Origin of the sequence: Candidatus Palauibacter sp. (assembly GCF_965222475.1) — a bacterium.
Lineage (GTDB): Bacteria > Gemmatimonadota > Gemmatimonadetes > Palauibacterales > Palauibacteraceae > Palauibacter.
In genome coordinates this window covers 1,023,906-1,048,350 of record NZ_CBDCUB010000008.1, presented here as the reverse complement: position 1 = coordinate 1,048,350, position 24,445 = coordinate 1,023,906, and the positions used below count along the sequence as shown (strand labels likewise).

At 70.7% G+C, this 24,445-nt stretch carries 16 protein-coding genes and 1 pseudogene; 3 read left to right on the top strand and 14 right to left on the bottom strand.

Going from position 1 to position 24,445, the window contains the following annotated elements:
- Nucleotides 1-28 precede the first annotated feature (28 nt).
- The 6 genes from ACOQPP_RS19885 to ACOQPP_RS19860 form a co-directional block, all read right to left on the bottom strand.
- Entirely contained in the window at nucleotides 29-1,408 is a 1,380-nt protein-coding gene (locus ACOQPP_RS19885) for a short-chain fatty acid transporter (protein WP_420637296.1), read from the bottom strand.
- 31 nt (nucleotides 1,409-1,439) lie between these two features.
- A complete protein-coding gene (locus ACOQPP_RS19880) occupies nucleotides 1,440-2,648 on the bottom strand; it encodes an AI-2E family transporter (protein WP_420637295.1) in 1,209 nt (402 codons plus the stop codon).
- Nucleotides 2,641-3,525 (bottom strand): TorD/DmsD family molecular chaperone, encoded by an 885-nt coding sequence (locus tag ACOQPP_RS19875; RefSeq protein WP_420637294.1) that lies wholly within the window; start codon nucleotides 3,523-3,525, stop codon nucleotides 2,641-2,643. The genes ACOQPP_RS19880 and ACOQPP_RS19875 overlap by 8 nt, the downstream gene beginning before the upstream one ends.
- 8 nt (nucleotides 3,526-3,533) lie before the next feature.
- On the bottom strand, nucleotides 3,534-6,551 hold the full coding sequence (locus tag ACOQPP_RS19870) for a molybdopterin-dependent oxidoreductase (RefSeq protein WP_420637293.1): 3,018 nt from the start codon (nucleotides 6,549-6,551) through the stop codon (nucleotides 3,534-3,536).
- On the bottom strand, nucleotides 6,548-8,125 hold the full coding sequence (locus ACOQPP_RS19865) for a 4Fe-4S dicluster domain-containing protein (RefSeq protein WP_419164640.1): 1,578 nt from the start codon (nucleotides 8,123-8,125) through the stop codon (nucleotides 6,548-6,550). The genes ACOQPP_RS19870 and ACOQPP_RS19865 overlap by 4 nt, the downstream gene beginning before the upstream one ends.
- Nucleotides 8,126-8,207: 82 nt before the next feature.
- Nucleotides 8,208-9,011: a 2-keto-4-pentenoate hydratase gene (locus ACOQPP_RS19860; protein WP_419164639.1), complete on the bottom strand. Its 804-nt coding sequence runs from the start codon at nucleotides 9,009-9,011 to the stop codon at nucleotides 8,208-8,210.
- A 94-nt stretch (nucleotides 9,012-9,105) separates the two neighbouring features.
- On the opposite strand from ACOQPP_RS19860, the gene ACOQPP_RS19855 reads away from it, so the two are divergent.
- Nucleotides 9,106-10,476 (top strand): NAD-dependent succinate-semialdehyde dehydrogenase, encoded by a 1,371-nt coding sequence (locus tag ACOQPP_RS19855; RefSeq protein WP_419164638.1) that lies wholly within the window; start codon nucleotides 9,106-9,108, stop codon nucleotides 10,474-10,476.
- A complete protein-coding gene (locus ACOQPP_RS19850) occupies nucleotides 10,476-10,973 on the top strand; it encodes a hypothetical protein (RefSeq protein ID WP_420637292.1) in 498 nt (165 codons plus the stop codon). Before ACOQPP_RS19855 ends, ACOQPP_RS19850 begins: the two co-directional genes overlap by 1 nt.
- On the opposite strand, the pseudogene cysC reads toward ACOQPP_RS19850, so the two are convergent.
- The 5 genes and pseudogenes from cysC to ACOQPP_RS19825 all read right to left on the bottom strand — a co-directional run.
- Nucleotides 10,966-11,595, bottom strand: a pseudogene (gene cysC, locus ACOQPP_RS19845) (adenylyl-sulfate kinase); the annotation flags it as partial. The gene ACOQPP_RS19850 and the pseudogene cysC sit on opposite strands and share 8 nt — an antisense overlap.
- On the bottom strand, nucleotides 11,582-14,815 hold the full coding sequence (locus ACOQPP_RS19840) for an efflux RND transporter permease subunit (protein ID WP_420637291.1): 3,234 nt from the start codon (nucleotides 14,813-14,815) through the stop codon (nucleotides 11,582-11,584). The gene ACOQPP_RS19840 and the pseudogene cysC, both read right to left, overlap by 14 nt.
- Nucleotides 14,812-16,176, bottom strand: a complete 1,365-nt coding sequence (locus ACOQPP_RS19835) for an efflux RND transporter periplasmic adaptor subunit (protein WP_419164635.1) — start codon at nucleotides 16,174-16,176, stop codon at nucleotides 14,812-14,814. Before ACOQPP_RS19835 ends, ACOQPP_RS19840 begins: the two co-directional genes overlap by 4 nt.
- A 9-nt stretch (nucleotides 16,177-16,185) precedes the next feature.
- The gene (locus tag ACOQPP_RS19830; protein WP_419164634.1) at nucleotides 16,186-17,721 is read right to left on the bottom strand and encodes an efflux transporter outer membrane subunit; all 1,536 of its coding nucleotides are present in this window, start codon (nucleotides 17,719-17,721) and stop codon (nucleotides 16,186-16,188) included.
- Entirely contained in the window at nucleotides 17,718-18,440 is a 723-nt protein-coding gene (locus ACOQPP_RS19825; protein ID WP_419164633.1) for a TetR/AcrR family transcriptional regulator, read from the bottom strand. Before ACOQPP_RS19825 ends, ACOQPP_RS19830 begins: the two co-directional genes overlap by 4 nt.
- A gap of 154 nt (nucleotides 18,441-18,594) precedes the next feature.
- On the opposite strand from ACOQPP_RS19825, the gene ACOQPP_RS19820 reads away from it, so the two are divergent.
- Nucleotides 18,595-20,298 (top strand): gamma-glutamyltransferase, encoded by a 1,704-nt coding sequence (locus tag ACOQPP_RS19820; protein WP_419164632.1) that lies wholly within the window; start codon nucleotides 18,595-18,597, stop codon nucleotides 20,296-20,298.
- A gap of 10 nt (nucleotides 20,299-20,308) precedes the next feature.
- Here the strand turns inward: ACOQPP_RS19820 and ACOQPP_RS19815 are convergent, their stop codons facing one another.
- The 3 genes from ACOQPP_RS19815 to ACOQPP_RS19805 are packed head-to-tail and all read right to left on the bottom strand — an operon-like array spanning nucleotide 20,309 to nucleotide 24,021.
- Nucleotides 20,309-21,175 (bottom strand): FAD binding domain-containing protein, encoded by an 867-nt coding sequence (locus ACOQPP_RS19815; RefSeq protein ID WP_419164631.1) that lies wholly within the window; start codon nucleotides 21,173-21,175, stop codon nucleotides 20,309-20,311.
- On the bottom strand, nucleotides 21,172-23,535 hold the full coding sequence (locus tag ACOQPP_RS19810; protein ID WP_419164630.1) for a xanthine dehydrogenase family protein molybdopterin-binding subunit: 2,364 nt from the start codon (nucleotides 23,533-23,535) through the stop codon (nucleotides 21,172-21,174). Before ACOQPP_RS19810 ends, ACOQPP_RS19815 begins: the two co-directional genes overlap by 4 nt.
- An 18-nt stretch (nucleotides 23,536-23,553) precedes the next feature.
- Nucleotides 23,554-24,021 carry a (2Fe-2S)-binding protein gene (locus tag ACOQPP_RS19805; protein WP_419164629.1) on the bottom strand — a complete coding sequence of 156 codons (468 nt, stop codon included), beginning with the start codon at nucleotides 24,019-24,021 and terminating at the stop codon, nucleotides 23,554-23,556.
- Between the last annotated feature and the right edge of the window lie 424 nt (nucleotides 24,022-24,445).

Genomic DNA, 24,445 nt, shown 5'->3' with positions numbered 1-24,445 from the left:
TCGGTCAGGGCGCTCGTCACGGCGCTGGCTACCAGGCGGTCGGGATCACGAGCATCGTCACGATGCCGAGGAGGATCGTCGCGAGCCAGATGAGGAAGGCGTACCCGAGCACCTCCCCGAAGCGGCGGCGCGTGACGGCCAGGATCGGCAGCGCCCAGAACGGGTGGATGAGGTTGAAGGCCGAATCCCCGTACGCGTAGGCGAGGAGCGTGGTCATGACGGAGACATCGAGGGCTTCGCCGGCGGGGACCACGTACGGCGCCTCGATCATCCACTTGGAGCCCGCCGAGGGGATGAAGAGGCTCATGAGGCCCGAATAGAAGTAGACCACGAGCGGGTAGAGCCGGGTCGTGGCGACTTGCGCGAACTGCTCGCCGAGCCAGCCGCCGAGGCTCGTGTTCTGGATGAGGCCGAAGATGCCGGCGTAAAACGGGAACTGGAGGATGATCCCCCACGCGGCGCCGACGCCGTCGCGGCAGGCACGCAGGAACGACGTCGGGCGGCCGTGGAGGACGATGGCGAGGACGAGAAACACGGTGTTGTAGGCGTTGATCGTCCAGCTCGCGCCGAAGCCGCGGGTGGCGATCGAGTGCACGAGCGGGTACGCGAACAGGACGGCGGCGAGGAGCGACCAGCCGCGGAAGCGGTCGAGCCGCTCGGCGGGCGTCCTCGCCCTCTCGGCGCGGGGCGGGGGCGCGGGGAGGATCTCGTCGACCTCCGCCTCGGTGAGGGTGACGACGTCGCGGCGGGGGTGGAGCGCCATGGCGGCGACCAGCCCCACGAGCAGCATGGCGACGGCGTACCCGAGGTTGAACGGGTGGAAGAGGGTCTCGGTGACGGGATAGAGGCGGTCCACGATGGGGGCGCCCGTCCCGGGTTCAAGGAGGGGGTTGCCGGGGGTGGCGAGGATGAGCGGGGCGGAGCTGGAGAGGCCGGACTGCCACACGGTCCCGATGCCCATGTAGGCCGCGGCGATGACGAGGCGCACGTCGGCGCGCGGGTTGCGCTTGAGGATGAACGGGACGAAGAGCGCGGAACCGACGAGCCCGAATGCCCAGTTGAGATAGCCGGCCGCCATGGAGAAGCCGGCGGCGAGGGCGACGGCCTGGACGGGGCGCTCGGGGTTCGGGCAGCGCGCGAGGCGATCGAGCAGCCGGTAGATGGGAGGCGACGAGGCGCACGCGTGGGCGGCCACCATGGCGATGGAGAACTGCATCGCGAGTTCGAGCAGCGTCCACACGCCCGCGCCCCACGCCAGCCCCGCCTCCGGGATCGTGGCGCCCCCTCCCGTGACCGCGAGGATGAGCGCGACCACGGTCAGCGACATGAGGATGACCCACGCGTCCGGCGTCCAGCGCTCCGTGAAGCGGGAGAGCACCGCCCCGCCGTCCCGCAGCCGGTCCAGCACGCCGACTCTCGACGCGGGGCGGTCGATGGCGCTAAGCCTCCGGCGGGGCCGTCTCGGGGGCGACCGGCTCGTCTGCGGCGGCCGCGTCCTCGGCGGGTTCGGGCGCCTCCTCCGCGGGGTCGGGTAGCGTGCCCGCCGAGCCGCCGAACGCCGTCGCGGGCAGGATGTCGCGGAAGGACTCGCCGTACAGCTCCCACACGGTGATGAAGAGCGCCGCGATGATGGGGCCGATGAGCACGCCGGCCATCCCGAACGCGAACAGCCCGCCCAGCGTGCCGAGGAGGATCATGAGGTCGGGCATGCGGGTGTCGCGCCCCACGAGCCAGGGGCGCATGAGGTTGTCGAGCGTCCCCACCACGACGCCGCACCAGAGCAGCAGCCCGGCCCCTGCTCCGATCCGTCCGGCGGCGAGCAGGTAGATCCCCGCGGGCAGCCACACGAGCCCGGACCCGATGCCGGGCACGATCGACAGCACCGCCATGACCGTGCCCCAGAACGCCGCCGACGGGATCCCCACGACCCAGAAGGCGAGGCCGGCGAGGCCGCCCTGCACGATCCCGATGAGGAACGTCCCCTTGACCATCGCCCGCGTCACGGAGACGAACCGGTCGAGCATGCGCCGCTCGTCTTCGTCGGAGAGGGGGAGGTAGTAGAGGACCTTCCGCAGCACGCCGCGCCCGTCCTTCAGGAAGAAGAACATGGCGTACAGCATCACGAACAGGAGGAAGACGATCCGAACGGTCGCCGTCGTGATGCCGGTGAGTCCCTGGACCACGAACCCGCCCAGAGAGCCCGCCACCTCGCCCAGCTTCTGGACGAGTTGCTCCTGATACGGGCGTAGCGACTCCACCCATGGGATCCGGTTGAGGAGTTCATCGAACCCGCCCGGCTCGCGCAGCCGGGCCTGCATCTCCTCGATCCAGGGGCCCGCCGACTGCGTGACCTGCACCGCCTGGTTCGTGACGATGCCGAGGAAGGTCGCGACCGGACCGAGGAGGAGGATGACGAAGAGGACGAGCGCCGCCGCCGAAGCCAGACCCTCCCGACCCCGGAGCCACCGGTGGAGCGCACCGTAGGCGGGATACATGAGCCCGCTCAGGATCGCACCGAGGAAGAGCGCCGTCAGGAAAGGCCGGATCATCTCGAGGAAGAGCAGACTGATGCCGACCACGAGCAGGAGTAGAAAGATGGCGCGGAAGCGCGCCGGATCGAGGGGCGGCTTCGCGGCGGGCTCAGTCATGTGCGGTATCCGTGACAGCGGCCATGTCCGGGATGTCGGCCTCGAGGTCGCTGAGCAGGCGACCCGTCGCGGTCGCGCGCTGGGTCCAGAAATCCGCCACCTCCGGCGCCGTGATCCCCGTGCGATCGTGGAGACGCGCCCACGCGTGCGCCTCCCGGGAGAGCCAGCCGAGGGTCGCCCCGGGCCCCTGCGCCAGCATGGACCGAAGGATGTAGGCACGCTCGCCCACGCGGAGACCGAGACCCAGGTCGCGCGCGGCACGCGCGAGGTCGGCGCGGGTGAGGACGAGTCCGCTGCGCGCCGGACTCAACAGCGCGAGCAGGAAGCGGTCGCCCTCCGTCCTCCGCGGGTCGGGCACGGGACTCGCCTCACGGAGGGCGAGCGGCCGCCTCGTGGGCGGACCTAGGAGCGCGGACTCCCGGGAGAGGACCGTCTCGAGGGTGTCCGCCCAACTCCGATAGAACGGAGGCGCGATCTGCCGCAGCTTGAGGAGGAAGGGGAGGACCCACGACAGCAGGTGCTCCCACAGGAAGGCGTGCCGCGCATCGCGCAGGGCCGCGGCGGCCTTCCCGTTCGCTCCCAGCTGGGCCTCGACGAGTCGGGCGTAGCCTCCGAGCAGCGCGCGCAGATGGTCGGGTTCGGCGGGCGGATCGGCCCCGAGGGCGCGCCAGAAGCCGGCCACCCGGTCCTGCGCTTCCCCGCCCAGCCGTCCGTCTTCCCCGAGAAAGGCGGAGGCGTACGGGTAGAGCTGGAACAGGAAGAGGTCGTTGTGCGTCGGCTCGTCCGGCACCGGGCCCAGTTCGAGGAGGTGACCGAGGAGCCGGTTCTCGGAACACGGGGCGTCGAGCAGGGCGCCGAGCGCGCGGAAGAGTTCCATCCCCGGGCCTACGCCTCGTCGGGCAGGTCGTACGCGTCGCGCACGGGGCGGAGGGGGCGGATCAGCCAGTGGGGGCGCCGGGTCCCGTCGGGCGAATGGCGCCGGGCGCCCCGGGTCTTCTTCATCCAGTTCCGGTACACGTCGTGGGCCTTCGCCGTGTCGACGTGGATGTCGCCGTGCCGGTCGCGGCGCGACGCCTTCACGACGCGAACCGCCTGATGCCAGCAGTGCATCCCCGACACCGGGTCGGGATGGACGGGGAACGTCAGGTTCTGGTGCACGCCCACGTCCGTCCACCAGACGCGAGAGGTGTCCGGATCGTCGGTCTCGTAGGGCCCCGCGCCCCGTTTCCGCGACAGCTTCCAGCCGCTCGCGTCCACGCCGAGCCCCACGGTCGCCATGAGTTGCCGCTGTCCGGCCGTGCCCTCGCGCTCGCCGCGGCCGGCCCGCCCCGGTTCCTGCGCGCCCGCCGCGTCCGCCAGCTTCCAGCGCCCCATGTGGTGGCTGCAGGCGACGACGCCCGGCTTGATCCCCTCGGTGACCCACGCCTTGAGGACGAAGTGGCCGATCTCCGTCTCGACCCGCACGAGATCCCCCGTCCTCACCCCGATCCGCGCCGCGTCGGAGCGGTGGAGCCAGAGCGGGTTCGTGTGCGCGATCTCATCCAGCCACTTGCTGTTGGCCGAACGGGTGTGGATCTGCACCGGGAGCCGGAAGGTGGAGATGAGGCACATCTGGTCCGGCGCCATCTCCGCGGGGTGCACGTGACTCCGGATGTAGGCGGGAACCGCGTACTCGGGCCAGCCCCAGCGCACGAGGGTGGGCGAGTAGAACTCGAGCTTCCCGCTCGGGGTCGGGAAGCCGCGGCGGATGGAGCCGCCGGGCACGCGCACGCCCACGGGACGGCGTCCCTCAGGGTCGGGATCGGGGGCGCCCATCGGGGCCAGATTCACCGCCGCTCGACTCGGGGCGTGTGTATGGATGCGGCCGAACTCGTCCTCCCGGGCGTCCACGAGTTCCTCGGGGGGCACGGGTTCCTCGTACAGCGGTCCGATGTCGCGCGCGACCTCGAAGGCGCCGTAGCGCCTCATGTAGTCGAGCGGGGAGAGCCCTTCGGCCGCCGCCACCTCCGGGAGTCCGGGGACTGAGTGGTCGAAGATCCAGCCGTAGTACTCGTCCACCGTGAGCCGCTGGCCGGGGTTCTGCTCCGACTCCACGAACTGGCGGATCCCGCGGCTCCCGTCCGGATCGATGCGCCACGAGAGTTCGAGCCAGAACTCGTTCTCCTCCCACACTTCTCCGGGGTTGGTGTGGCGCGTATCCGCCACCTGCTCGCCGAGGCGCTCGCGCGCGGAGCGCAGGACGGGCTGCCGGAAGGCGATCCACTGGCCGTCGTGCGTCTCGTAGGAGTGCAGATCGTGACGCTCGGGACCGTGTCCCATGGGGAGGACGTAGTCCGCGAAATAGGCCGACTCGTTCCAGGTCGGGGTGAGGGCGACGTGGAGCCCGACTTTCGTCTCGTCCGTGAGGGCCTCGATCCAGCTGAAGCCGTCCGGGTTCGTCCACACGGGGTTGTAGACGCGGGTGAAATACACGTCGAGCTTCCCGCGACCTTCCTTGAGGAGATGGGGAAGGAGGAAGGAGACCTCGTACATCGCGAGCGGGTACTCCTCGGGCCACGTGAGTTCGTTCCAGTGCTCCGGGTGTCGGGGCATCCGGATGGGCTTCGGGATGAACTTGTTCCAGGTGCTCGGATAGGTACCGCCGGGGGTCGCGACCGAGCCGGTGAGGGCGTTGAGGAAGAAGAGGGTCCGCGCCACCTGCCAACCCCCCTCGTTTCCCGACGCCGCGCTGCGCCAGTTGTGCGTGGAGAGGCGCGAGCCGGCTCGGGCCACGATCTCGGCCACCTCGCGGAGTTGCGCCGCGCCGATGCCCGATTCCTCCGCGGCCCACTCGAAGGTGCAGTCCCCGTAGAGTTCGCGGAGCGCGTGCTCGAACGACTCGAACGTGCGCGGCATGTCGGGCTTCTCGGCCGCCAGGTACTCCTCCCAGTTGAACCAGCGGCGGACGAACTCGCGGTCCCAGGCGCCCGTCGTGATGAGGTGGTTCGCGATCGCGAGCAGGACGGCCGCCTCGGAGCCGGGCTGGGTCGGGAGCCAGTGGTCGGCGTGCGTCGCCGTGTTCGAAAGCCGTGTGTCGAAGACGATGAGACGCGCCCCCTTCTTCACGCCGTCGATGATGCGCTGCGCGTGGGGGTTGAAATAGTGGCCGGCCTCGAGGTGCGAACTCACGAGGAGGATGACGTCCGCGCGGGCGTGGTCGGGGCTGGGGCGGTCCATCCCGAGCCAGAACTGGTAGCCGGCGCGGGCGCTCGAGGAGCAGATGTTGGTGTGCGAGTTGTGTCCGTCGACGCCCCACGCCGCGAGCAGGCGCTCGGTGAATCCGTCTTCGCCCGGTCGTCCCACGTGGTACATGATCTCGCGCTGACGGTCCTCGTCCAGCGCCTTGCGGATCCGGGTCGAGATATCGGAGAGCGCTTCCTCCCAGGAGACCCTGACCCACTTCCCCTCCCCTCGTGCGCCCGCCCGCTTGAGGGGGTAGAGGACGCGGTCGGGGTCGACGATCTGGTTCAGGGTGGCCGGGCCCTTGGCGCAGTTACGGCCCCGGGAGCCGGGGTGCTCGGGGTTCCCCTCGAACTTCCGCACCTGAAGCGTGTCGCGGTCGACGTAGGCGAGGAGCCCGCACGCGGACTCGCAGTTGAAGCAGGTCGTCGGCACCAGCATGTAGCGGCGTTCGCGGCGCTCGGGCCACGCCTTCGAATCGAGTTCGACCCAGTCGTCCCACCGTTCGCGGGGCGGGAAGGCGGCGAGGTGGGCGCGGCTGGGACCGGGATAGAACGTCTCGCCGCGGCGCTCGGTCTCGCGGCGCGCCGCGCTCACCCGCTCGTTGAGTTCGTCGAGTCGGCGCGAGACGCCATCGGGGCCGGCCCCGTTCGGCCCGGGGCCGGAGCCGTGGCTCGTGCTCATGCGAGCGGCACGGACTGGCCGGCCTGGACGTAGGCGTGTTCGTGCGCGAGCAGCCCCGCCAGGGCGGCGAGGCCGGCGGCCGCCGCGACCCAGGCGCCGCCGAGGGGGATCACCGTCAGGGCGGCGGCCAGCGCCACGAGCAGGGCGCCGCTCCAGAACCAGGGGGCGTAGCGGCCGCGCACCATGTTCCGGGCGGCGAGCGCGGCGTGGGCCGTCGCGTGCGTGAGCGTCAGTTCGGCGAGCACGAGCAGGAGGTGCGCGGCGGCCGACAGCCCGACCAGCCGGCCCAGCGCGGCGGACCCGCCGAGCGACGGGACGAGCATCAGGGCCGCGCCGCCGGCCAGCACGGCCTGTACGAGGAAGTGCGGCGGCAGGAGCGGATTCTGCCACAGATCGCGCGCCTTGGCCTGCGCGAAGAGGTAGGCCGTATAGACCGCGGTCATGGCCGCCAGGGGCGCCCCCGCCCACGCCAGCCAGCGGGTCGCCGCCACCCCTCCGTCGCCGCCGATCAGCCCCGCCGCGAGGTGCGCGGTGAGGGCCAGACCGTAGCCCGCGATCACGAACGCCCCCCGGACGAGCCAGCTCTTCATGTGGGGGCGCGTGAAGATCATCGGGAAGCGCTTCGGGTGCTCCAGGTCCCAGATCAGGAGCCCGCCCGTGACGGCGAGCGCGAACAGCCCGAGGAGCGGCGTCGTCGTGAGCCATCCCCCGCCCTGCCAGGCGAGGCCGCCGAGCAGGCAGAGGAGCAGCGCCGCGAGGTACACGCCGGCCGAGACCCCCTTGGTGAGCGTGTACAGGCTCACACGCCAGTCCCAGGGCACGGTGTGCGACACATCGTAGGAAAGGATGGCGGCGGCCGAGGAGTTGGGGCCGTGGCGTCCGTCCCGTGCCATCGGGTACGGCTGGCCGGACCCGATCTCGTGCGGACCGCCGGGCTGTTCACTCCACATGTACAATCCGCCGTCCGGCCGCATGGCGGCCAGCGGATCGAGCGTCGCCTGGTGCGCCCCCTTGTAGAACAGCTTCGGGCGGGTCTCCTTCTCGGGCCGCCGGACGCTGACCGGGTCGCGGCCCACGTACTGCGACACCTTCGACTCGGGGTCGTCGAGGTCGCCGACGATGATCGCCTCGGTCGGGCACACGGTGACGCAGGCCGGCTCCAGCCCCATGTCGATGCGGTGCGCGCAGAAGTTGCACTTCTCCGCCGAGTGGTCCTCCGGGTTGATGAAGATCGCGTCGTAGGGGCAGGCGGCGATGCAGGCCTTGCAGCCGATGCAGATCGACTTGTCGAAGTCGACGATCCCGTCGGGGCGCCGGAACATGGCCTGCGTGGGGCACGCCGTCGTACACGGGGCATCGTCGCACTGGTTGCAGCGCGTGACCTGGTACGCGCGCCGGGTGGCCGGAAACGTCCCGACATCGGCGTACTTCACGTAGGTGCGCGTAACGCCGAGCGGCACCTCGTTCTCGGACTTGCACGCCGTCGTGCAGGCGTGACAGCCGATACAGCGCGTGTGATCGATGACCTTCGCCCAGCGGGCCGGACCGGCCCCTGTCGGCGTGGACTCTGGCATGCAGGCTCCTGGGTCACATGGCGCTGCCTGGATCACATGGCGCTGCTATGTTCCCCTGTCGTGAGGGGCCGGGCAAGGCCGCTCAGTCGGTCACGACAAGCTCGAGGCCGGGCAGGTCCACGCCGCACGCCTCGACCCGCCAGCGCTCCCCCGCGGCGAGCGGTTCGAGCGCGGTCATCGTCCCCGTGCTCACGACGCCGCCCGAAGCGGGCATCCCGGCGCCATCGAAGCGGGGCAGGAGCCGGGGAACGAAGTCCAGCGCCGCGAGCGGGTGGCCGAGCACATCGCGCCCCCGCCCCCGGGCCGACAGCCGTTCGTCCCGCAGGAGCCGGACCTCGAGCCGGTCGAGGCGGGCGACCCGCTCCTCGAAACCCGGCGCCGCCCGCTCGATACGCGGGCCGATGACGAGCGCGCCGTGCAGCCCGAAGTCCGCCACCGAGTCCGCCGGGGTGAGGTGCCAGTCGGGATAGTGGCAGTCGACGATCTCGAACCCGAGCGCGACCCAGGCCGGCCGGGCCGGTCCCTCGGTCCCCGCAATCCCGCCATCCGGATCGACCCCGAACACGACCTCCACCTCGATGCGCGGCGCGCAGAAGGCGGCGAGCGAGACCCGGGCGGTTGGCGCCGCGGCATGGAGGGTCCGGTCGTAGACGGGGGCCACGATGGGCTCCTCCAGCCCGAACCGGGGCCAGATCGCCTTGTTCGTGAAACCCACCTTGCAGCCCGCCCGCCGGTATCCGCGCTCGTGGAGGCGGCGATCGAGCGCGGCTCCGACGCGATACGCCCGCTCGAGGCCGAAACCGTCATCCCGCAGCGTCGGCGGCGCCGTCGGGCGGCGCCCATCTCGGGCGGAGAGCAGCGCGCGGGCGATTTCGGCTTCGGTCACGGGGCGCTCCTGCACGAGGTCGACCGGGACTTGCGAGTGGCGCGCGGAAACCGGACGATGCGCCCCATGGTAACGTCCCGCGAGGGAGGATGAGATGCCCTTCGAGAGTATGGATCCTGCGACAGAGGAACAGCTTGCCTCGTTCCCGGCCCTCGACGCGGCCGGGATCGATGCGGCTCTCGACCGGGCGCGGCGCGCCTTTGACGCGTGGAAGCGGGTGTCGCTGGACGAGCGGGCGCGGCGGCTGCTCGCCCTCGCGGATCTCGTCGAGCGCGGGAGGGACGCGTACGGCCTCCTCATGACGCGCGAGATGGGGAAGCCGATCGCCAGCGCGGTAGCCGAAGCGGAAAAGTGCGCCTGGGTGTGCCGCTACTACGCGGAACACGGCCCTGCGCAACTCGAGTCCGAGCCCTTCGAGTCCACCGGCACGAGCTGCTGGGTCGAGTACCACCCCCTGGGGGCCGTCCTCGGGATCATGCCCTGGAACTTCCCCTTCTGGCAGGCGATGCGCTCCGCGGTCCCGACGCTGATGGCGGGCAACGTCTTCCTGCTCAAGCATTCGCCGAACGTCCCGCAGTGCGCCATCGCCCTCGAGGGCCTGTTCGCGCGTGCCGGCTTCCCGGAGGGCGTGTTCCAGAACCTCTTCGTCGAGATCGAGGACATCCCCCGCCTGCTCGACGACCCGATCGTGCAGGCGGCCTCCCTCACCGGCTCCGTCGCCGCCGGTTCGTCGCTCGCGGCCGAGGCGGGCCGCCGCATCAAGACGACCGTGCTCGAACTCGGCGGCAGCGACCCATTCATCGTCATGGAGAGCGCCGACCTCGACCGGGCCGTCGCGACCGCGGTGGACGCACGCATGTGGAACAACGGCCAGTCCTGCATCGCCGCCAAGCGGATGCTCGTCCAGCGTTCGATCGCCGACGAGTTCGCGGCACGCCTGATCGAGCGCGTCTCGGCGCTCAGGGTCGGCGACCCGCGGGACCCCGAGGTCGAGATCGGACCGCTCGCGCGGCGGGATCTGCGGGACAAGGTCGCGCGCCAGGTGGACGCGACGGTGGCGGCGGGCGCCCGGGTCGCCGCGGGCGGCGGCGTCCCCGAACGCCCGGGATGGTTCTACGATCCGACGGTGCTCACGGAGGTGCCGGACGGCTCACCGGCCACCGATGACGAGATCTTCGGCCCGGTCGCGAGCGTCTTCCCCGTCGAGGATCTGGACGAGGCCATCGAGCGCGCCAACGCGACCGAGTTCGGCCTCTGTGCCGCGATCTGGACGAACGATCCCGACGAGCGGGCCCGCGCCGTGCGCGACCTCGAGGCCGGCGGCGTGTTCATCAACGGGATGTCCGCCTCGGACCCCCGCGTCCCCTTCGGAGGTGTGAAACGCTCGGGATACGGGCGCGAACTCGGCCCCCACGCGATCCGCGAGTTCGTCAACGTGAAGACCGTGTGGGTCGGCGAGGACTGATGCGGGCCGCCGTCGCGGCGCCGCTCGCCGGGCTCGTCACGGCCGGGTGTCTGGCGACGGGGAGCGTGCTGCGGTACCGGGGGACCGGCCTCGCCCGCTGTTACCGGCTCGAGTACGAGGCGTTGTGGGAGCGCGTCGTGGAGGCCGTCCGCTACGCCGGGCTCGTCATCGAGCGGGAGAACGTGGGGAACGGCTTCGTGCTCGCCCACAGCTACGAACCCGAAGTCGAGACCCCGGAGGAGATGGCCCTCGACGCGGACCAGGGCGAAGTCGTCGGCGTCTTCGTCGAGCGCGAAGGACCGGACGTGTGGGCCGTAGAGGTCGTCAGCCGCGCCCGCTTCCAGTTCGACCCGAGCCCGCGCGACTGGACCGGGCCCGTGTTCCTCGCGCTGGAGAACCGCCTGCCCGCCGAAGCCAGCGCCCCGAACGAGGACCTGGCCGCCTGCGCCCGCGTGAGAAGCCTGACTTCTCCCGGCCCGGGCCCATCTGCTAGGTGAACTCGGCCACGACGAGTTCGACGCACTCCTCCGGCGAACGCGCCTCGGTATCCAGCCGGAGTTCGGGCCGCTCGGGCCGTTCGTAGGGGGCGTCCACGCCGGTCAGGTTCCGGATTTCTCCCCGCCGCGCCCGGGCGTAGAGCCCCTTCGGGTCGCGGGCCGCGCAGGTCGCCGGCGAGGCGTCCACGAAGATCTCATGGAACTCGCCGGGTTCGAACAGGTTGCGCGCGTAGTCCCGCCCCGCCCGGAACGGACTGATGAGCGCGACGATCACGATCAGGCCGGCATCGACCATCAGACGCGCCACCTCGGCCACGCGCCGGATGTTCTCCTCCCGGTCCGTTTCGGCGAACCCGAGGTCCCGGTTGAGGCCGTGGCGGAGGTTGTCGCCGTCCAGGAGATAGGTGTGGCGGCCTTCCGCCGTGAGCCGCCGCTCGAGCAGGTTCGCGATCGTGGACTTCCCGGACGCCGGCAGCCCCGTGAGCCACAGACACTGCGCGCGCTGCGCCTTCAACTCCTCGCGCACCTCGCGCGAGACATCGAAGTGCTGCCACTCGACGTTCAGTTCTCCCGACGGATCGCGCGCGCGCGCGAATTCCACGGCGGCCTCAGGGACGCAGCGGCGGCGGGGGTTCGAGCCCGCCCGCGGCCAGACCGAGTTCCGGCTCACGCCGGCCGCCGCGACCGAACGCCCGCTTCACCCGAAGCGTGAGCGTGTGGTTCATCATCGCCAGCGCCGGCACGGCGAGCATGATGATGAAGGTGGCGAACAGGATCCCGAAGCCCAGACTCACCGCCATCGGCGACAGGAACTGAGCCTGCGTACTGCGCTCGAGGATGATCGGCGACACCCCCAGGAACGTGGTCACGGACGTCAGCATGATCGGGCGGAAGCGGACCTTGGCCCCCTGCACGATCGCCTCCGCCATCGGGAGTCCCGCTCGATGCCGTTCGTTGATGAAATCGATGAGGACGAGCGAGTCGTTCACGACCACGCCCGAGAGGCCCACGATGCCGAACATGGAGAGCATGCCGATATCGAGTCCCATGATGAGATGCCCGAGCGCCGCGCCGACGAGCCCCAGCGGAATCGAGGCCATGATGACGAGCGGCTGCACGTACGAGCGGAACGGGATGGCGAGGAGCCCGTAGATCGCGAGCAGGGCGAGCACGAAGCCGCGCGCCAGCCCCTCGAACGCCAGGGTCTGCTGTCTCTGCTCCCCTCCGAACCCGTATCGGAGGCCCGGGAACCGGGTCTGAAGCTCCGGCAGGATCGCCGAGGTGATCTCGGTGTTCACCTCCTGGCCCGTGATGACGGCGGCGTCCACGTCCGCCGTCACGGTGACGATGCGCCGTCCGTCGATCCGGTTGATCGCGGATGAGGCGACGCCGAACGAGACATCCGCCACCTCGGACAGGGGCGCCTCCCCACCCGTCGGCGTCCGGATCCGGTAGTCCTGCAGGTCGGCGAGCGTGTTCCGCTCCGACTCGGGAAGGCGGACGTAGACCCGCACCTCGTCGCGGCCGCGCTGCAGGCGGTAGACCTCGTTCCCGAAGAAGGCGCCGCGTACCTGGCGCGCGAGGTCATCGAGCGTGATCCCGAGCGTTCGCGCGGCGGGCTTGAGTTCCAGTTCCAGCTCCCGCTTGCCCTGGCTCTGGTCGTCGCGGACCTCGGTGACCCCGGCGATCCGCGTCAGCCGGTCGACCAGTTCCGGGACCGCGGCCCTCAGCATCGCCGTGTCCGGATGGGAGAGTTCCACCTGCACGGGAGCCCCGAGATCGATGAGGATGGAGCTGAAGGTGAGTTCCCGGGCGCCGGCCACGGGCCCGACACGTTCCCTCCACGCCCGTTCCAGCTCGATGGCCGGCACGCTGCGGATCTCCGGGTCCGACAGGCGCAGGCTGACTTCCGCGATGTTGGACCGGATGAAGCTTGCCTCGGCGGCCATCCCCGGCCCGCCCACCTGCGAGGGGCGCTCCCCGACGCTCGTGAAGACCGCGTCGACCAGCGGTGGTTCGTCATCCGGCGTCCCAGCCTCGAGCGCCGCGATCGCCGCGTATCCCTCCCGCTCCACATAGCTCGCCACTTCCAGCGTGCGCTCGCTCGTCGTCCCCTCGGCCATCTCGATATAGGCGACGACCTGTTCACCCTCGATCACCGGCAGGAGGCTGAACCGCAGGTGGCGTCCCGCCACGAGTCCCGCCACGAGCAACAGGGAGGAGATGGCCCCCAGCACCGTCAGCCCCGGGCGCCGCACCGCGAAGCGCACGGAGCGCTCCAGCGGGCCATCGATGAAGCGCTGCAGGTTCGTCTGCACGAGCGCCTGCAGGCGGTACACCGGCCGAAGCAGCCCCCCCTTCCCGCGGTACGAGCCCGGCGCCGGGAGGTGCGAGAGGTGATAGGGGAGGATGAAGAGGACTTCGACGAGCGACAGCAGGAGCACCGAGATGACGATGGCGGGGATGACGTAGAGGAACTTCCCGAGGCTCCCGGGCACGAAGAGCAGCGGGGTGAATGCCGCCACGGTCGTGAGCACGGCGAACGTGACCGGAACGGAGACCCTTCTCGTCCCCCGTATGGCCGCTCTCAGCCCCGGCGTCCCCTTCTCCCGCTGGGCGAAGATGTTCTCTCCCACCACGATCGCGTCGTCGACCACGATCCCGATCGCGAGGATGAAGCCGAACAGCGCCATCATGTTGATGGAGATGCCGAACCACGCCATCACGGCGAACACGCCCGCGAAGGAGAGGCCGATCCCGACCGCCGTCCAGAACGCGAGGCGCAGGTCGAGGAAGAGGGCCAGCGCCACGAGGACGAGAATCAGACCGAGCCGGCCGTTCTTGATGAGGAGGTCGATCCGGCTCTGCAGATACTCGGCCTCGCTGCGCCACACGCTGTAGTCCACGCCGCGGGGCAGCGAGGCGGCCAACTCCTCTTCGAGGTAGCGCTCGACTTCATCGACGATCTCCAGAACGCGGTCGTCCCCCGACCGCATGACCTGGACGAAGGCCGTCGGCTCCCCGTTGTAGGCGTTGATGAGGTCGTTGCTCTCGAAACCATCCTGGATGTCCGCGATGTCGTCGAGGCGGAGCATCGATCCGTTGACGTTGGCCCGCACGACGATGTCGGCGAAGTCCGCCCGGGTGTAGTTCTGCCCCCGGATGTGAACGAGGATCTCCTCGCGATCCGTCTCGACGCTCCCCCCGGGCAGATCGAGGCTGCCGCGCCGCACGGCCGCGGAGACCTCGTCGAGCGTCAGACCGTGCGCGCGCAGGGCCTCCTTCGAGACCTCGATCGAGATCTCGTACTGCCGTACGCCGGAGACGCGCACGAGGGAGATCGTCGGCAGCGATGTGAGGTCGTCCTTGACCCGGTTCGCGATCTCCTTGAGGGTCCGCTCGGGAGCATCCCCGAAGATCGCGATGTCCATCACCTGGCTCTCCGCGGTGAGCGCGACGACCTCGGGCTCCTCCGCATCGAGGGGGAAACTCGTGATCCGGTCGACGGCGGACTTGATCTCGTCCAGCGTACGAGACTGGTCCGTGCCGAGCGCGAGTTCGGCCATCACGATCCCTACGTTCTCCGAGGCCGCGCTCGTCATGCGGTCGATGCCCTGGATGCCGGCGATCCGTTCCTCGATCCGCCGCACGATCGCCTGCTCCACTTCGTCGGGAGAGGCGCCGGGGTACTGGACCCGGATCTGGATCGTGTCCAGGGAGATCTCCGGGAACGTCTCCTGCGGCAGGCTCACGAGGCTCACGAACCCGGCCAGGAGGATCAGCACCATGAGCAGGTTGGCGGCGACGCCGTGTTTCGCCATCCATGCGATCGCGCCCCTCATGAGCCGACTCCGTCCGGATCGGCGGTGCCGTTGGGATCAGCGGTGCCTTCGGATTCGGGGGCGCCCTCGGGTTCGGCGGCGCCCTCGGGTGCCGCATCCCAGGTCTGCGCGCTCTCGAGGAACTGCACGGGCTGCACCGTCATGCCGTCGGTGACGAAAATGAGCATCGACACGATGACCGGGGTGCCGTCGGCGATCGATCCGAGCACCATCGCCTCGTCGTCCACCTCCTGGATCGGTTCGACCGGAGTCATGACGAGCAGCGTGTCGTCCCGCACCGTCCACAGCACGTCGCCGTCGCGCACGGCGCCGGCGGGGACGACGGCGTACTCTTCGAAGCTCGTCCCTTCGATGTCCACGGTCGCGTAGCTGCCGATCAGGAGCGGAGGCCGGCGGGGCTCATCCTCGGGGGTCGTGAACGGCTCGGGAACGCGGACCACCACGTCGACGGTGCGCGTCTGCTCGTCGAGCGCCGATTCCGCGCGGTCCACGTAGCCGGACCATACGTACTCCACGCCCCCGTACTCCGAGGTGATCCCGACCGGGATCCGGGTCTCGGCCTCGCCGGCCCGCACGCTCCACAGTCGTTCGATCAGCGCCGCCTCGTTGTCGCTCAGCGGCACGACGATCTCCACCTCGTCCGTCGCGTACAGGCGGCCGACCGACTGCCCGGCCGCCACGAACTGCCCGAGGTCCACCGTCTCCTCGCGCACGATCCCGTTGAACGGCGCCCGGATCCACGTCCGTTCAAGGGCCAGCCGCGCGTCGTCCAGCCTCGCCGCGGCGCTCTTGAGGGCCGCTTTGGCCGCATCCAGTTGCGGCTGCCGCGTGACGAGCGCGTTCGGCGGCGTCGGATCGAGGTTCTCGCGGGCGGCGAGCCGCGCCCATTCATCGAGCGCCAGCCGCGCGTTCTCCTCGGCCTCCAGCAGGGCCACCTCGCGCTGCGCGACATCCGCCTCCGCCGCCTCCACGGCATTCTCGTAGTCCGCCGGATCCACGCGCAGGAGCGGCTCGCCCTCGAGGAAGCGCCCACCGCTGACGAGGGCGGGCGACGCCCAGATCACGCGTCCGCCGACCTGCGGCGCGATCGTGACTTCGGCGCTGGGCCGCACGGTGCCGCCTCCCCGCACCTTGATCGCCCCCTGCGTCACGCGGGCGGGCACCGTGCTCACGGTGGGGATCACGCGCGGCGGTTCCACCTCCGCCGGCTCGGCGCGAATCCCGAACAGCAGCGCGAAACCGAGCACCCCCACGCCGATGACGATCGCACCCTGTCCCAGCCGCTTCAGGAACCCCGGCCGCGAGGCGGGTGCCTCCGCGTCGTCGGCCCAGTACAGCGTCTGTCGCGTTCCGTCTTCCATCGCTCCGCCCTATCTCCGATCGGGGAGCGTCCGCGCTCCGCCCTCGTTGTCGCTCATGTCGACTTCTTCGACATCCTCCACCACCCACGCGCCGCCCAGGGCGCGGTGGACGGCGAGCCGCGCCTCGCCGATCCCGCGTTCGGCGAGCACCCGCGTCGTCTCGGCCCCGTTCAGGTTGACCCTCGCGTCCAGGTACTCGACGTAGTCCCCGACGCCGCTCTGGTAGCGCTCGAGCTGGTTCTCGAGCGAGGCTCGGGCGTCCGCGACCTGTTCCATGACCTGCGCGTGGCGTTCCCGCTCGTTCTCGAACTGCCGCAGGCTCGTCCGCACTTCCCGGTAGGCGCCGAGCACCGTGCGCGCGTAGGCGATCAGGGCCTGGTCGTACTGCGCCCCGGCCGCGCCGAGGTTCGCCCGCAGCCGGCCGCCCTGGAAGATGGGCGCGACGATGCCGCCGATCAGGTTCGTGAACCACTGGTCGACGTAGAACAGGTTCTCCGCCTCACCCGACTGGAAGCCCCCCGAAGCGTTCAGGGAGATGGACGGGAGCAGGTCCGCGCGGCGCGCCCCCACGCGGAGGCGGGCCGCCTCGACGCGCTCGAAGGCGGCCATCACGTCGGGCCGCGCCTCGAGCAGCGACACCGGCAGCCCGGCGGGGATCGGCGTCGGGTCGATCGCCGGCGCGAGGCCGGCCGGCAGCAGGTCATCGATGGTCCCCGCGTAGCGTCCCAGGATGAGCGCGAGACGGCCCTCCGCGTCGTCCACCGCCGTGCGCAGCCCCGGAAGATTCGATTCGGCGGTCCGGTACTGCTGCCGAATCGCGTACAGTTCGAAGGTGTTCGTGAGGCCGGCCTGGTATCGCTCCCGGGTGAGTTCCGCGCGTTCCCTCAGCAGGTCCACGTTGTCCTCGGCGATCACGAGCTGGGCGCGCGCGGAGACGACCTCGAGATACGTCGAGATCGTGGAGCCGATGACCGTGAGACGCACCGTTTCCGCATCCCCTCGAGAGGCGAGGAAATCCCGCACGGCGGCACCCGATTCGTTCCGCAGGCGCCCCCAGAAGTCGAGTTCGTACGAGAACCCGAGAGAAGCCGAATAGGTGGTGAACTCGAAGCGGTCCGGGAAGTCGAAGCTGAACCCCGGGATCGGGCCCTCGCCCCCCTCATCGTCGCCGCCGAACTGGGAGCCGAGTCCGGTATTCGCGGGCGTGCTCGAGCGGTTGCCGTCCCCGTTCAGGCTCAGGGCCGGGAAGAGCGGCGCCCGCGCGATCCGGTAACGATGCCGCAGTTCCTCGAGCCGCGCTATCGCCTCCCGCAGGTCGAGATTCCGGGTGAGGGCGGTCTCGATCAGCCGGTCCAGCGTCGGGTCGTCGAACGCGCGCCACCAGGCGAGCGCTTCGGGTTCGGCCTCGGCGGGCGGCGCCTCGACATCGTAGGCCTCGGGCATCTCCACCACCGTGGCGGGCAGGCGGGGCGCCGGAGCGAGCGAACAGGCGCTCGCAGTCGCCAACAGCAGCAGTCCGGCGCCGCGCCGCGGGAACGTGCTCATGCGCGCGCCTCCTCCCGGGCGGGGACCGGGCGCAGCCCCCCGAGCAGGAGGTCGACGATGTGCGCCTTCCGCTCCTGCAGGAAGCGATCGAAGTCCTCCACGGCCCGCGAATGGAAGAGTCGCACCGTCGGCAGCGCGACGAACGGAAACAGGCACGCCGAGACGATCGTGAGCAGCGTGTGCCGCAGGTCGACCTCCCGAATCTCTCCCGCCGCCATGGCCGTCCGCAGCCTGTCTTCCAGCAGGAGCCCCGGCACTTCCTCACGTGCCTCCATCGCGGCGGTCAGGTGTCGCTCGAGTACCCCGCCGCCGCACAGACATTCGTTCAGCATGAGGCGGGCCATGTCCTGATGTTCGTAGATGTATTCGATGTATCCGTACACGAACGCGCGCAGGCTGTCCTCGAACCCCTGCTCCGCCCGCAGCGACTGGCTCAGCCCGGCCATGAACTGCCGGCATCCGTGCGCGAACACGGCCTCGTACAACTGCTCCTTGGTGCGGAAGTAGTAGTGCAGAAGCGCGCGATTGATCGCCGCGCGATCCGCAATCTCCCGCAGCCGCGCCCCATCCCGTCCCTTGCGGGCGAACACCTCGAGCGCCGCGTCGAAGATTCTCCGCTCGGTCCCCGGCGGTTCCGGCGCCCTCCCGGCCTTCGGCGTCGCCTCCATGCCCGGGTCGCCGGCCAGGGCGGCCGGGGCGGCTCCCGATTTCGCGACCATCACGATCTCCCGCAGTTATCAGGAAGGTTTAACGTTTTTGTCAACGGGGGCCGGACACTAGTCACCAGCCGTATCGACCGCAAGTTTGCCCCCCCGGGCTCGTGACCTTGCGCAGCGGGCCGCGCGATTCGAGATGTGGACCGACGGAGGAGAGATGAGACCACGCATCCGGGCGTACGCCGCGACCATCGCCACCGTACTCGCGTTCGCGACGCTGCCGTCCGTCCTGCAGGGACAGAGCGCGCCGCAGGTGGCGCGTTCCGGGGACGGGGTCGTCGCCGCCGCGCAGCCGCTGGCGGCGGCCGCCGGCGCGCGCATGCTCGAACTCGGCGGCAACGCCGCCGATGCCGCCGTCGCCGCGGCCTTCGCGATCTCCGTGGTCGAACCGAGCATGAACAGCATCGGGGGTCGGAACCAGATCCTCATCCGGACCCCCGACGGCGAGATCGCCGGCATCGACGGAACGACCTCGGTCCCGCTTGGATACGATCCCGCCACGGCGCCGAGCGCCGCGTACGGATACGCCACGGTCGGCGTGCCGGGAGCCGTGGCCGGGCTGATGCGGCTGCACGAGGAGCACGGCTCGCTGCCGCTGACCACGGTCATGGCCCCGGCGATCGACTACGCGGAGCATGGTTTCCGGCTGCTGCCGGGCGAGGCCCGCCGCCAGGCCGGCTCGCGGGCGCAGGTCGCCGAATCCGCGGGCGCGCGGCGCTACTACCTGAAGCCGGACGGGTCGCCCTGGCAGCCGGGCGACCGCCTCGTCCAGTCCGACATGGCCGCGACGCTCAAGGCGATTTCGCTGGGCGGGGGAGACGCCTTCTATCGCGGCGGGATCGCCGACCGCATCGCCGCGGACATGGCGGCCAACGGCGGCTTCCTGACGCACGAGGCGCTCGACGCGTACCGGGCGGAGGATTCCCGGATCGTGCGGGGCTCGTACCGGGGGTTCGAGATGGTCGGGTCGGACATCCCGGCTTCGGGCGCCGTCGCGATCCTCGCCCTCCACATCGCGGAGGAGTTCGATCCCGACAGCATGAGCGGCGAGGCGTGGGGCTCCGTCATCGCCCAGTCGCTGGCCCTCGCGATGACGCAATACCGGCGGGACAGTTCCGACTCCTCCGCCGTACGCGTGACGTCGAAGGCCTTCGCGCGCGAGTTGGCCGCGCAGGTCCAGGTCCCGTCCGCGGCCACCCTGGAATCGGGCTCACCCCTGAGCCTCGCGCTCGCCACCGGAGGTCGCGAGCTGTGGCTGCCCCCGGATGAGAGTCACACGACGCACCTGTCGGCGGCCGACGGGAACGGGATGGCGGTCGCCCTCACGCAGACGATCGGCCCCGGCATGGGAGCGAAGGTCGCGACCCCCGGACTCGGGTTCCTGTACGCGGTGACGCTGGGCGGCTACCTCGGGATCAGCGAGCCGGGGGAGCGCGCCCGCTCCGGGATAACGCCCTTGATGGTGCTGGACGACGGCGAACCGCTCCTCGTGCTCGGAGCCGCGGGTGGCATCCGGATCATCTCCGCGGTCGTTCAGGCGGTGACGCGGGTCATCGACGACGGGCTGGCGCTCCCTGCCGCGCTCGCGGCCCCGCGCGTGCATCCGGACTTCGGACCCGAGGGACTCGCCGGCTTCGCGGTCGAGGCGGGACCGGAGGACGGCTGGTCGGAGGCGTCGGTCGAGGCGTTCCGCGACATGGGGTTCGACATCACGGCCACGCCGCGACAGGGCGCCTTCGGGCGCATCCACGGCCTTCAGTACGACGCCGCGACGGGCATCTGGACCGGGGCGGCCGACCCCGACTGGGAGGGCGCCGCGGTGGCGCCCCGCCCCGCCGGGGCGACCGGGGGGCGGGACTAGCCGCCGGCCGCTAGCCCCGCTGCATCCCGGGGCAGCCCGCCGCCTCCGCGAGGGCGCGCCGGATCAGCACCTCGGCGAGGTGCAGGCGGAACTCCGAACTCGCGTTCTCGTCCGCCGGCGGCGTCTCGAGTTCCGACACCTTCGAGGCCGCCGCCAGGATCTCGGCCTTCTCGGAGGTGCCGGCGAGGGCGGCCTCGACCGCGTGCGCCCGCAGCGGCGTGCCGCCCATGTTCGTGAGGCCGATCGCGGCCCCCGCGATCCCGTCGCTCCAGTGCACGACCGCGGCGACCCCGACGATCGCCCAGTCCTGCGCCCGCCGCTGGAACTTGTGGTACGCGCTGCCCCACCCGTCCTTTCGCGGCACGCGGATCCCGGTCACGATCTCACCGGAGTCCATGGCCGGCATGAACGGCCCGACGAAGAAGTCGGCCGCGGCGACCCAGCGCGTGCCGCCGCTCCCGGCCACCGAGATCTCCGCGTCGAGTGCCAGGAGCGCGGCGGGAAGATCCGAAGCCGGATCCGCGTGCGCGACGGAGCCGCCGATCGTGCCCCGGTGCCGCACCTGCGGGTCGCCGATCCCCTCCGCCACCTGCGCGACCAGCCCGCAGCCGCCCGTCAGTTCGGACGCGCCGGCCAGCTCGTGGTGCGTCGTCAGCGCGCCGATCGAGACCCCGTCCCCATCCGCGTGCACGCCACGCAGTTCATCGAGCCCGCCGATGTCCACCAGCAGGGTCGGCCGGGCCAGGCGCAGCCGCATGAGCGGAAGCAGCGAATGGCCGCCGGCCAGCGGCCTCGCGTCTCCCCCTCCCTGGGCGAGGAGACTCAGCGCCTCGTCGAGGGACCCCGCGCGCTCGTATTCGAAGGAAGCCGGAATCATGCCTCACCTCCCTGCGCCGCCTGAATGGCTCGCCATACTCGTTCCGGAGTCGCCGGCATCGGGACGTCCGTCACGCCGAGGTGCGCGAGCGCGTCCACGACCGCGTTGATGACCGCCGGCGCGGAACCGATCGTCCCCGCCTCGCCGATCCCCTTCACCCCCATCGGGTTCGAGGTACTCGGCGTCACCGTCCGGTCCGTCTCGAAGGACGGGAACTCGGCCGCCGACGGCACGAGATAGTTGATCATGGAGGAGGTCTCGAGCGTGCCGTCCTCCGCGTACGTCGCCTCCTCGTACAGCGCCGCCGCGATCCCCTGCGCCACGCCGCCGTGTACCTGTCCGTCCACAATGACGGGGTTGATCACGGGCCCGCAGTCGTCAACCGCAAGATAACGGACGAGTTCCACCGCGCCGGTATCGGTGTCCACCTCGACCACGGCAACGTGCGTACCGAAGGGGAAGGTGAAGTTCGGCGGATCGTACACGCAGCCCGCCTCGAGCCCGGGTTCCGAGTCCTCCGGCAGGCTGTGCGCGGTCCATGCCGCAAAGGCGAGTTCGGGCATCGACTTCGTGCGGTCCGGAACCCCCTTCACGGAGAACGTCCCCGACTCGTAGTCGAGATCCTCGGGCGCGACCTCGAGCAGGTGCGCGGCCAGCAGCCGCGCCTTGTCGACGACCCGTCCGCAGGCCTTGTAGACCGCGACTCCGGCCACCGCGAGACTGCGGCTTCCGTATGTGTTCATCCCGTGGGGCGCCACATGCGTGTCGCCGTGCAGCACCGTGACATCTTCGTACGGAATCCCGAGCGCGTCCGCCGCGATCTGGGACCAGGAGGTCACGTGCCCCTGCCCGTGCGGGGAGCTGCCCGTCACGACCTCCGCCTTCCCGGTGGGCAGCATGCGCACCGTGGCCGCGTCCCAGCCGCCCGCGGCGTACTTCAGCGAGGCCAGCACCTGCGAGGGCGCGAGCCCGCAGATCTCCACGTAGGAGGAGAACCCGACGCCGATCTGCTTGCCCGCCCCGCTCTCCCTGCGCTCCGCCTGGTCGCTCCGGAACCCCTCGTAGTCCAGAAGTTCAACGGCACGGTCCAGCGCGGGCTCGTAGTTCGCCGAATCGAAGGCGAGGCCGCCCGGGCTCTGCACCATGTCGCCCGCCGGGAGGAAGTTCCGCCGCCGGATCTCCACCGGATCCACCCCCACTTCGCGCGCGAGCGCGTCCATCGCCCGCTCGATCGCATAGGTGGCCTCGGGCCGGCCCGCGCCGCGATAGGCGTCCGTCGGGGTCGTGTTCGTGAACACGCCCGTGCACTCGAAGTGGTACGCCTCCCCGCCGTAGCAGCCGCAGTAGAGGAAGGCCCCGAGAAGCGGGACGCCCGGCGCCACGAGCTGGAGATAGGCGCCCATGGCCGCGAGAATGTTCACGCGGTATCCCAGAATCGTGCCGTCCGAGGTCGCCGCGATCTCGATCTCCTGCACCTGGTCCCGCCCGTGGATCGTGGCGACGTATCCCTCGCTCCGGCCCGCCACCCACTTCACCGGCCGCCCCAGGCGCCGCGCGAGCGCGATGCAGAGCGCCTCCTCCGCGTACACGTTGAGTTTCGACCCGAAGCCGCCGCCGACATCCGGCGCGATCACGCGGATCTGCGACTCCGGAATCCCCAGCGTGAGCGCGAACAGCACCTTCGCCACATGGGGGATCTGCGTGGTCGACCACACGGTGAAGTCGCCCGCCGCGGGAACCGACTGCACGACGACCGCGCGCGGTTCCATCGCGTTCGGGATCAGCCGCGGCTGCGTGTAGCGCTCCCTGACGACGACGTCGGCCTTGGCGAACGCCGCATCCACGTCGCCGTTGGTCAGGGCCCAGGTGTAGCTCTTGTTGTCGTCGAACGACTCGTGCACGCGGGGCGCGTCGTCGGCCAGCGCCGCCTCCACGTCCACGACCGCCTGCTGCTCCTCGTAGTCGACCTCCACCAGTTCGGCCGCGTCGAGCGCCGCGTTGCGGCTCGTGGCGACCACGACCGCGACCGCGTCGCCCACGTAGCGCGCGACATCCTGCGCCACGGGCCAGTGGTCCGGGATCCGGATGTCGTCCGTCACGGGCCACGCCATGGGGAGCCCCGCCGCCCACTCGCCGGACAGGTCCGCCCCGCTGAACGCGGCCACCACGCCATCCGCGGCGCTGGCGGCGGACACATCCACCGAGTTGATGCGCGCCGATCCGAACGGGCTGCGCACGAGTGCCATGTGGAGCATGCCGGGCAGCGTGAGCCCCTCCACGAACTGGCCCTGCCCTGTGAGAAGCTTGGGATCCTCTTTCCGCGGGACCCCGCCGCCTACGTATTTTTCAGCCGTCGCCATGTCTCTCTCTCCCCGCCTCTAGGCGCCCATATCGTCGGCGGCCGCGAGCACCGCCTTGACGATGTTGTGGTAGCCGGTGCAGCGGCAGAGGTTGCCCTCCAGCGCCAGCCGAACCTCCCCCTCCGTCGGCGAGGGGTTCTCATCCAGGTAGCCGACCGCGGCCATCATCATCCCCGGCGTGCAGAAGCCGCACTGGAGGCCGTGGTTCTCGTGGAACGCCTTCTGGACCGGATGCCAGTCGCCGTTGCTCGCGAGACCCTCGACGGTCGCCACGTCCGCGCCATCCGCCTGGACGGCGAGCACGGTACACGACTTCACCGACTGACCGTTCATGAGAATGGTGCAGGCGCCGCACGAGGACGTGTCGCAACCCACGTTGGTGCCGGTCAGCTCGAGTTGTTCGCGAAGGAAATGAACGAGGAGGGTGCGGGGTTCGACGTCCGCCTCGTGCCGAACCCCGTTCACGGTCACGGAGATGCGCTTCATGCGGCCACTCCTGATCCTGTGCCGGCGGGAACGCCGGCGAACTCCGGAACGAGACTCATCCGGCCGCTCGTCGGCCGGGGGATCTCAGTCTAGAACGGGTTACGGGGAGGGTGCAACCGGCTCGGCGGCCGCGCTGCGGAGACCGGTCATCCGGCGCCCGCAGGAGGCCGGGGCCACTGCGGCGGTCGGTTGCGGCAGCGCGTCCCTGTGAACGACATGATCCCCTCCACCCAGCGCCTCCAGCGCTCCCCCGCGCCTTCAACTCGGCCGTGAAACCGGGCCTCTCTTCCTGGACAAGTCGGTGCCTCCTCTGCTGCTCTCGAATCCGCCCTTACGATCTGTCGGCGGGACCACGTCAGATCGCGATCTTGTGCTTCGCAAGGCGGGGCGTCAAGGTGCGGTAGCGGATCGACAGGTTCAACGA

Coding starts and splice junctions, on each gene's coding strand:
- ACOQPP_RS19880 (WP_420637295.1), bottom strand. CDS start 2,648: ATGACTGAGCCCGCCGCGAAGCCGCCCCTCGATCCGGCGCGCTTCCGC.
- ACOQPP_RS19875 (WP_420637294.1), bottom strand. CDS start 3,525: ATGGAACTCTTCCGCGCGCTCGGCGCCCTGCTCGACGCCCCGTGTTCC.
- ACOQPP_RS19870 (WP_420637293.1), bottom strand. CDS start 6,551: ATGAGCACGAGCCACGGCTCCGGCCCCGGGCCGAACGGGGCCGGCCCC.
- ACOQPP_RS19865 (WP_419164640.1), bottom strand. CDS start 8,125: ATGCCAGAGTCCACGCCGACAGGGGCCGGTCCGGCCCGCTGGGCGAAG.
- ACOQPP_RS19855 (WP_419164638.1), top strand. CDS start 9,106: ATGCCCTTCGAGAGTATGGATCCTGCGACAGAGGAACAGCTTGCCTCG.
- ACOQPP_RS19850 (WP_420637292.1), top strand. CDS start 10,476: ATGCGGGCCGCCGTCGCGGCGCCGCTCGCCGGGCTCGTCACGGCCGGG.
- ACOQPP_RS19840 (WP_420637291.1), bottom strand. CDS start 14,815: ATGAGGGGCGCGATCGCATGGATGGCGAAACACGGCGTCGCCGCCAAC.
- ACOQPP_RS19835 (WP_419164635.1), bottom strand. CDS start 16,176: ATGGAAGACGGAACGCGACAGACGCTGTACTGGGCCGACGACGCGGAG.
- ACOQPP_RS19830 (WP_419164634.1), bottom strand. CDS start 17,721: ATGAGCACGTTCCCGCGGCGCGGCGCCGGACTGCTGCTGTTGGCGACT.
- ACOQPP_RS19825 (WP_419164633.1), bottom strand. CDS start 18,440: ATGGTCGCGAAATCGGGAGCCGCCCCGGCCGCCCTGGCCGGCGACCCG.
- ACOQPP_RS19820 (WP_419164632.1), top strand. CDS start 18,595: ATGAGACCACGCATCCGGGCGTACGCCGCGACCATCGCCACCGTACTC.
- ACOQPP_RS19815 (WP_419164631.1), bottom strand. CDS start 21,175: ATGATTCCGGCTTCCTTCGAATACGAGCGCGCGGGGTCCCTCGACGAG.
- ACOQPP_RS19810 (WP_419164630.1), bottom strand. CDS start 23,535: ATGGCGACGGCTGAAAAATACGTAGGCGGCGGGGTCCCGCGGAAAGAG.
- ACOQPP_RS19805 (WP_419164629.1), bottom strand. CDS start 24,021: ATGAAGCGCATCTCCGTGACCGTGAACGGGGTTCGGCACGAGGCGGAC.